This window comes from Bradyrhizobium sp., from assembly GCF_028868675.1.
In the GTDB taxonomy this organism is placed as follows: Bacteria; Pseudomonadota; Alphaproteobacteria; order Rhizobiales; family Xanthobacteraceae; genus Bradyrhizobium.
The window spans coordinates 1-8,151 of record NZ_JAGWUA010000208.1 but is presented as its reverse complement, the minus strand read 5'-3'; the positions used below and the strand labels follow the sequence as shown (position 1 = coordinate 8,151).

The following is an 8,151-nucleotide window of genomic DNA, read 5'->3' as shown; positions in this document are numbered from 1 at the left end:
TGACGCACATCCTGGTCACCCACACCCATCGCGACCATTCGCCCAACACACCTCGGATCAAGCAGGCGACGGGGGCGACGGTCTACGCCGAGGGGCCGCACCGCGCCTCGCGCCCGCGCTTCGAGAGCGAGAAGCACAATCCTGAATCCGGCGCCGATCGCGAGTTTGCGCCCGATGTGGCGGTTGGCCATGGCGCGATGATCGAGGGCGCCGGCTGGCGGCTGGAGGCCGTGGCGACGCCCGGCCACACCGCCAACCACCTCGTTTTCGCCTGGCCCGAGCGAAAATTCTCCTTCGTCGGCGACCACGTGATGGGCTGGTCGACCTCGATCGTGGCCCCGCCGGACGGCTCGATGATCGACTATATGGACTCGCTCGAGCGGCTGGCGGCGCGCGAGGAGGATCTGTATTTCTCGGGCCACGGCGGCGAGATTCCGGAAGGGCCGCGCTATGTGCGCTTCCTGATCCGGCATCGCAAGGCGCGCGAGGCCTCGATCCTGCACCGCCTCGCCAAGGGCGAGGCCGACATTCCGACCATGGTGCGGGCGATCTATATCGGCATCGACCCGAGGCTGACCACTGCGGCCGGCTATTCCGTGCTGGCGCATCTGGAGGACCTCGTCGCGCGCGGCGTGGTGGCGACGAATGGCGATCCCGTGATCACGGGGACGTATCGGATGGCGTGAGGGCGAATGGCGAATAGGGAAGGCAGCCTTCCATTCGCTACTCGCCATTCGCTGCCTTCACTTCTTCACCGTCCTCGCCGCCGGCTTGGCCGGCGCCACCGGCGTCTTCTTCACCGGCTTGAGCGCATCGGCGTCGGCGACGGTGTTGAGCTCGTCGATGAACTTGCTGACGCGCGCGGCGTTGCTGCCGAGGTCGCTGTCGAAATAGCGCGAGGCGGAGCGGATGTCGACGCGGGAATCCTCGCCTTCCGCCGCAACCCTGATCGAAACGTCCTCACGGAATCCCATGATCGGGGTCCGCGCCACCGCCTCGATGCGGCCGACGCGGCGCTGCGGCTGCGGCGCGCGCTCGTCGATGACCAGCCATTTGCGCTTGTGGACGATCTGCAGCGCCAGCGCATAGGCGCGGTCGACCGGGATTTCGAGTTCGACCGGCTCGATGTCGGGATAGAACTGCCGCTGCTGCTCGGCCGAATAGAGGCCGGCATAGACGGCCGGGTTGGCGCCGTCGCCGGTGCGCAAGCGAGCCAGCGCCTCGAAGCGCGGGGGGTCGATCGGATCGGTGGTGATGTCGTGGATCTGCGGCAGGCTGCGGTATTGCAGTCCGAGATAGGCGGGATAGGCGAGCACGATGGCGTCGATCAGGAAGGCGAGCAGGATCCGCGCCATGCCGCGTGAGCCGTTCTGCCAGATCGCGGCGAAGCCCGCGAGCCCGAACAGGATGGAGAGACCGGCGATCGCCAGCCCGCCGAGGAAGGTCGCGAGCGCCGGCTTGATCTCCAGGAAGCCGAAACGGACGATGATGATCGAGACGATGACCGCCACCACCGCGAATACCGCCAGATTGCGCGCCCAGGTAGCGAGGCTGGACACGGGCTCGGACTGGTAGGGAGCGGAAAATCTGCGGGCCATAGTGCTGATCACCGTTTCGGTCGCCCTGACGGACCTCGTTTCCGGCGACGGGATGAAGCTGACCTAGCGCATTTTCCGCAGAACTGTGAAGCGGTTTATCCCGGCGGGCTCCCGGCAGGGGCGCTTCAGGCCCAAGGCGTGGCGGATCGAGCCGCAAGGCTGTCTTCGAGCCCTCCAACGAAAGGAGCGCGCCGGCAAGGCACGCCCCTTTTTGGTCGTCGCGCTACGGCCTGCCGGTCAGTGCGTGACCAGCGGGCAGGCCGAATCGGAGAGCTTTCCGAACGCCTCCTCGCCGGACATGGTCTGGACCAGGCGGTAGTAGTCCCACGGATATTTGGATTCCTCGGGCTTCTTCACCTGCATGATGTACATCTCGTGCTCCATCAGCCCGTCAGCGCGAATCTTGCCGTTGCTGGTGAACATGTCGTCGATCTTCATCTTGCGGAGCTGTGCCATCACCTTGTCGGCATCCGTCGAGCCCACCGCCTTGACCGCGTTGAGATAGGTGATGGTCGCCGAATAATAGGCGGCCTGGTTCATGGTCGGTTCGCGCTTGGTCTTCTCGTAATAGCGCTTGGCGAAGGCGCGGGTCTTGTCGTTGAGATCCCAGTACCAGCCGGTGGTGAGATAGAGGCCCTGCGCCGCCTTCAGGCCCAGGCTGTGGATGTCGCTGATGAAGGCGAGCAAGGCCGCGGGCTTCATCGTCTTGGCGATGCCGAACTCGTCGGCCGCCTTGATCGAGTTGGTGAAGTCGTTTCCTGCATTGGCAAGCCCCAGCACCTGCGCGCCGGAATTCTGGGCCTGCAGCAGGTAGCTCGAGAAGTCCGAGGTCGACAGCGGCACGCGCACGGCGCCGACGACCTTGCCCCCGTTGGCCTCGACGACCTTGGAGGCGGCTTCCTGCAACTGGGTGCCGAAGGCGTAGTCGGCGGTGAGGAAGAACCAGGTCTTGCCACCCTGCTTCACCATCGTCTTGGCGGTGCCGTTGCCGAGCGCGGTGGTGTCGTAGGCGTAGTGCACCGTGTAGGGCGTGCAGTCCTTGCCGGTGAGCGAGGCGCCGGCCGCGCCGATCGCGATGAAGGGAATCTTCTTTTCCTTGGCCACGTTGGCCATCGCGAGGTTGACGCCGGTGTTCGATCCGCCGAGGACCATCGTGACGCCGTCACGGTCGGCCCATTCACGAAACTTCTGCGCTCCCACGTCCGGCTTGTTCTGGTGGTCGGTGACCATGAACTCGATCTTGTTGCCGAGGACGCTGCCGCCGAAATCGTCGATTGCCATCTTCGCGGCCTCGACGCCTCCGGGCCCGATCACGTCGGCATAGAGGCCGGACATGTCGTCGATGTCCCCGATCACCACTTTGTTATCGGCGGCCTGGGCCGCCGTGGCCATCGACGCGGCAATCAACCAGGGAATGGTTCGTATTACGATAGATTTCATCCTCGGCGTTCCTCTGCTTCTCTTCTGGAAGTGCGGCGGGAAGTTAGGGAGCCTCCGCGCAGCTTCCTATTGGTCTTTCGTCGCTGTCGCGATCGCCAAATGAAAATCCGGCCCCTGCTTGATGCAGGAGCCGGATCGAGACTCTCGAGCGCTTACGGTGTTGAAGCTCAAGCCGCCGCGTTCGGGAAGCGGTAGTCCTTGAACTGGTCGCGCAGCGCCGTCTTCAGGATCTTGCCGGTCGCGGTGTGCGGGATGCCCTCGACGAAAGCGACGTCGTCGGGCATCCACCACTTCGCGATCTTGCCGTCCATGAACTTCAGGATATCCTCCCGCGTCGCGCTCTGGCCCTGCTTGAGCTGCACGATCAGCAGCGGGCGCTCGTCCCATTTGGGGTGGAACACGCCGATCACGGCCGCTTCCGCCACCGCGGGATGGCCGATCGCGAGGTTCTCGAGGTCGATCGAGGAAATCCACTCGCCGCCGGACTTGATCACGTCCTTGGAGCGGTCGGTGATCCGCATGTAGCCGTCCTGGTCGACGGTGGAGACATCGCCGGTGTCGAAGAAGCCCTCGTCATCGAGGATGTTGGTGTCGAGTCGGAAATAGCCCTTGGCGACCGCGGGACCGGACACCTTCAGGCGGCCGAACGTCTTGCCGTCCCAGGGCAGCTCCTTGCCGCTGTCGTCGGTGATCTTCATCTGCACGCCGAAGGGCGGATAGCCCTGGGTCTGCAGCACGTCGAGCCGGGCGTCGCCGGTCAGGCCGGAGAATGGCGGCTTCAGTGCGGCCACCGTGCCGATCGGACTCATCTCGGTCATGCCCCAGGCGTGACGCACGCCCACGCCCATGTCGACGAAGGACTTGATCATGGAGCGCGGCATGGCCGAGCCGCCGCACACCACCATGCGGAGGTCGGGCAGCTTGAGATTGTTGGCGGCCATGTGCTGCAGCAGCATCAGCCACACCGTCGGCACGCCGGCGGTATGCGTCACCTTCTCGGTCGAGAGCAGTTCGTAGACCGAAGCGCCGTCGAGCTTGGCGCCGGGCATTACCAGCTTGGTGCCCTGCGAGGGCGCCGAGAAGGCGATGCCCCAGCTGTTGGCGTGGAACAAGGGAACCACCGGCAGCATTGTCTCCGAGGCGCTGGTGCCGAGTGCGTCGACATTGTTGGCCATCAGGGCGTGCAGCACGTTGGAGCGATGCGAATACAACACGCCCTTGGGGTCGCCGGTCGTGCCCGAGGTGTAGCACATCGCGGCGGCGGTGTTCTCGTCGAAGGTCTTCCACTTGAACTTGCCGTCCGCCTGCGCGATCCAGTCCTCATAGGCGACCGCGTTCTTGAGCTTGGTCTCCGGCATGTGCGCCTTGTCGGTGAGTACGACGTAGCGCTCGACGCTCGGCAGCTTGTCGGCGAGCTTCTCCAGGATCGGCACGAAGGTGATGTCGGTCATCACGATGCGGTCCTGGGCATGGTTGACGATCCAGGCGATCTGCTCGGGGAAGAGGCGGGGATTGACGGTATGGCAGACGGCGCCGATGCCCATGATGCCGTACCAGACCTCGAGATGGCGCCAGGTGTTCCAGGCAATGGTCGCGACGCGGTCGCCGAACTTGATGCCGTCGCGCTCCAGCATCTGCGAGACCTTGAGCGCACGGCCGTGGATTTCGGCGTAGTTGGTGCGATGGATCGGCCCTTCGACCGACCGCGTGACCACCTCCTGCTTGCCATGAATCTTCGCGGCGTGTTCGATGATCCGGTGGCAGAGCAGGGGCCAATCTTGCATCAAACCAAGCATTCCGACGTTCCTCCGAGTGTGTTCGCTGGACGTGTGACCGCCCTCAGCGCTGGGGCCAAGAATTGCGATGAATTTTAGCCTGCGGAACCATCGCCGCAAATGGTCTTGTCGCGGCTTTATGTCCGTGGGCGCCGCAATGGTTACCGCCGCGGCCGGGCTGTTGCTGGCGCTCGCGGAGCCCGCGGCCGCGCGGAAATATTTCCCACCGCTCGATCTGTTCGCCGACGGCCCGCCCAGGCTGCGCGGCAACGTTCACGCGACCCGGATTCCCCTGCCGCGGCCGCGCCCTCCGGAAGCGGCCAAAATAGTGACCGAAAAGCCGGTCTCCGGGAAGCCGGGAACAGAGCCGCCGACCACGAACAAGACCGCCTCCGACAAGCCGACGGATCAGGCCACGCCTGCCGAGCGTCCCGCCTCGGCCTGCCGGCTGGCGCTGACCGAGGAGGTCGCGATTGCACCCAGCATTCCCGACATCAGCGGCCCCGGCGGTTGCGGCGGCGAGGACCTGGTGCGGCTGGAGGCGGTCGTGCTGCCGGACAGGCGCAAGGTCGCGGTCAAGCCGGCGGCCGTTCTCCGCTGCAGCATGGCGGCCGCAATTGCGGACTGGGTGCGCTCCGACATGGCGCCGCTGGCCTCGCAACTCGGCTCGACCGTCAGCGATCTCGACAATTTCGATTCCTTCGAGTGCCGCGGCCGCAACCGCGTCGCCGGCGCCTTGCTGTCCGAGCACGGCCGCGCCAACGCGCTCGACGTCCGCGCGGTCGGGCTCGCCAACGGGCAATCAATCGGCCTGACAGATCGCACCGTGCCGCGCGAGGTGCGCGAGCGCGTGCTGCAATCGGTCTGCGCGCGATTCACCACCGTGCTTGGGCCGGGGTCGGACTGGTATCACGAGGATCACATCCATCTCGACCTGGCACAGCGGCGCAACGGCTACCGGATCTGCCAGTGGAACGTCTGGGATCCGCTGCCGCACGTTGCCCCTATGCTGCCGGCCGAGCGGCCCGAGGACGCCCCGCCACGCGAGGTCGCGGCCCAATCGGAGACCACGAAGAAAGACGCGGACGCGCCGGCGGAGAAGTCCGCCGCTGAATCCGACGAGGCCAAGCCCGCGCGGATGCCGCCAACAAGAAAGCGCCGGTAAAACCGGCGCCTTCAAGAATTCCTGCAGGAGTTCGTGGACGAAGGCGTCAGATGCCGCCGGCCTGACCGTTACCGGCGGCGCCGCCCTGCAGCGCGATCCGCGAGTTGTACGGGGAGTCGCCATGCTTCGGCTCGAGCACCACCACGATGGTGCCGACCTTGACGCGGTTGTAGAGATCGATCGCGTCCTCGTTGGTCAGGCGGATACAGCCCGACGAGATCGAGGCGCCGATATATTCCGGCTGGTTGGTGCCGTGGATGCGGAACAGCGTGTCCTTGCCGCCCGAATAGAGATACATCGCGCGCGAGCCCATTGGATTGTCGGGGCCGGGCGCCACGAAGGTCGGCACGCCCAGGCGCGAGATTTCGCCGGGGGTCGGATGCCAGGCCGGCCATTCGGTCATGCTGCCGATCTTGGCGATGCCCGACCAGGCCATGGCCTCTTCGCCGACGGTGATGCCGTAACGGATCGCCTTGCCGCCATCCATCACGTAATAGAGGTAGTGGTTGTCGGAATCGACCACGATCGAGCCCGGCGCTTCCTTGCGGTGATACTCGACGATGGCACGGCGGAACGGCTCTGCGACCGGCGTCTTCACGTAGGTCGTCTTGGCCAGATATTCCTTGTCGCGCGGCTTGAAGCTTTGCGTGTTGGTCGCCTCGAATTGCGTGGCCTGCATGCAGCCCGACAGCATCAGGCCGGCAGCCAGAATCCCAAACTTTACCTTCAGCGACGACATGGCCTGGTTCCAAAACAAGATCGAAACAACCGTTCCGCAGGCATCGAGCTCGGCGCCCGATTTCCACGATTCCATTAATTTCATTATCGTCGAAATCTGCCACAATTCCAGCGTTTAGGACCTTATCCCGCGCTGCGAGACCCCGGCTGTGGCTTTTTTGCCGCAAGGTTTGAGATCTCGGGCCGATTTCCGGGCAGGGGATGCCGAATGGCCGAATCCGTGCCACGTTCGCGCCACGGGACGGCCACAAATGCGAACGGGCGTTAATGTGGTTGTCATCATGAACTCGTCAGAATCGCGCTAAGCCGCACCGACCCCCTGCTGGAGTTGTTCATGTTTTCGGTGTTTGTTCCCTCCGGCGCCTCCCTCAGGAAGGCTGTGGTCGACGATCTTTCGGCGCTTCCGGACAATGCGGTCTGGATCGACCTGGTCAACCCGACCGCCGGGGAGGACAAGGCGGTCGAACGGCTGGCGGGCATCGCGATCCCGACCCGCGAAGACATGCAGGAGATCGAGATCTCCAGCCGGCTCTACATCGAGAACGGCGCCCGCTACATGACGGCGACGCTGATGTGCCACTCCGACACCGACATGCCCCGGACCACGGCGGTGACCTTCATCCTCGGCGATCATCGCCTGGTGACGGTGCGCTACGACCAGCCCAAGCCGTTCGCACTGGTCGAGGCCAAGCTCGCCCGTTCCTGCGCACCGGCCATCAGCGGCGAGATGGTGCTGATGGAGCTGCTCGATGCCGTGATCGACCGCTGCGCCGACATCCTGGAGCGCTGCGGCGCCGAGGTCGACCAAGTCTCGCACGACATCTTCGAGCCGGAGAGCGAGCGTCACGGCCACGCCAAGCGATATTCCCAGATCCTGATCGCGATCGGCCGCAAGGGCGACCTGACCTCCAAGGTCCGGGAGAGTCTCGTCTCGATCGGCCGTATCGTCACCTTCCTCTCGGCGGTGGTGGAGGGGGTCAAATGGTCGAAGGACATGCGCGAGCAGCTCAAGACCATGCAGCGCGACGTCGGCTCGCTGACCGACCACGCCTCCTATCTCTCCAACAAGATCACCTTCGTACTCGACGCCATGCTCGGTGTCGTCAATCTCGAGCAGAACAACATCATCAAGCTGTTCTCGGTCATGGCCGTCGTGTTGATGCCGCCGACGCTGATCGCCTCGATCTACGGCATGAACTTCAAAGTGATGCCGGAACTCGAATGGGTGCACGGCTACCCGATGGCGCTCCTGATGATGCTGGCTGCCGCCATCGTGCCCTACTATCTCTTCAAGCTGAAGAAATGGCTTTAGCAAGATGGCTACCGATCCCTTGCGCCGATCGCGTCGAGAAGGTGAACGCCGGCTTGCGCCGCTCGCCTGAATCCGCCTTCTCCGGCGTTGCGTTCCCGGCCCCAATTCCTCAGCTAAAATTTG

8 protein-coding genes are annotated in these 8,151 nt (G+C 64.6%); 4 read left to right on the top strand and 4 right to left on the bottom strand.

Features of this window, described 5'->3' with window-relative positions; genetic code table 11:
* Positions 1-686, top strand: a 686-nt coding sequence (locus KGM94_RS21155) for an MBL fold metallo-hydrolase (RefSeq protein ID WP_300263759.1), incomplete at its 5' end; no start/stop codon positions are given.
* A 57-nt stretch (positions 687-743) separates the two neighbouring features.
* On the opposite strand, the gene KGM94_RS21150 is transcribed toward KGM94_RS21155, so the two are convergent.
* Both KGM94_RS21150 and KGM94_RS21145 read right to left on the bottom strand, forming a co-directional pair.
* Positions 744-1,598: a DUF1499 domain-containing protein gene (locus KGM94_RS21150; protein WP_300263761.1), complete on the bottom strand. Its 855-nt coding sequence runs from the start codon at positions 1,596-1,598 to the stop codon at positions 744-746.
* Between the two features lie 237 nt (positions 1,599-1,835).
* The gene (locus KGM94_RS21145; protein WP_300263757.1) at positions 1,836-3,038 is read right to left on the bottom strand and encodes an ABC transporter substrate-binding protein; all 1,203 of its coding nucleotides are present in this window, start codon (positions 3,036-3,038) and stop codon (positions 1,836-1,838) included.
* Between KGM94_RS21145 and KGM94_RS21140 the strand changes: the two genes are divergently transcribed.
* The gene (locus KGM94_RS21140) at positions 2,941-3,141 is read left to right on the top strand and encodes a hypothetical protein (protein WP_300263762.1); all 201 of its coding nucleotides are present in this window, start codon (positions 2,941-2,943) and stop codon (positions 3,139-3,141) included. The genes KGM94_RS21145 and KGM94_RS21140 overlap by 98 nt on opposite strands.
* Positions 3,142-3,205: 64 nt before the next feature.
* Here KGM94_RS21140 and KGM94_RS21135 read toward each other — a convergent pair whose 3' ends face one another.
* A complete protein-coding gene (locus KGM94_RS21135) occupies positions 3,206-4,834 on the bottom strand; it encodes a fatty-acid--CoA ligase (protein WP_300263754.1) in 1,629 nt (542 codons plus the stop codon).
* A 67-nt stretch (positions 4,835-4,901) separates the two neighbouring features.
* Between KGM94_RS21135 and KGM94_RS21130 the strand changes: the two genes are divergently transcribed.
* The gene (locus KGM94_RS21130) at positions 4,902-5,978 is read left to right on the top strand and encodes an extensin family protein (protein ID WP_300263752.1); all 1,077 of its coding nucleotides are present in this window, start codon (positions 4,902-4,904) and stop codon (positions 5,976-5,978) included.
* 46 nt (positions 5,979-6,024) lie between these two features.
* On the opposite strand, the gene KGM94_RS21125 is transcribed toward KGM94_RS21130, so the two are convergent.
* Positions 6,025-6,717, bottom strand: coding sequence for a L,D-transpeptidase (locus tag KGM94_RS21125; RefSeq protein WP_300263749.1), 693 nt, complete (start codon positions 6,715-6,717; stop codon positions 6,025-6,027).
* A 333-nt stretch (positions 6,718-7,050) separates the two neighbouring features.
* On the opposite strand from KGM94_RS21125, the gene KGM94_RS21120 reads away from it, so the two are divergent.
* On the top strand, positions 7,051-8,028 hold the full coding sequence (locus KGM94_RS21120) for a magnesium transporter CorA family protein (RefSeq protein ID WP_300263747.1): 978 nt from the start codon (positions 7,051-7,053) through the stop codon (positions 8,026-8,028).
* The last annotated feature ends 123 nt before the right edge of the window (positions 8,029-8,151 follow it).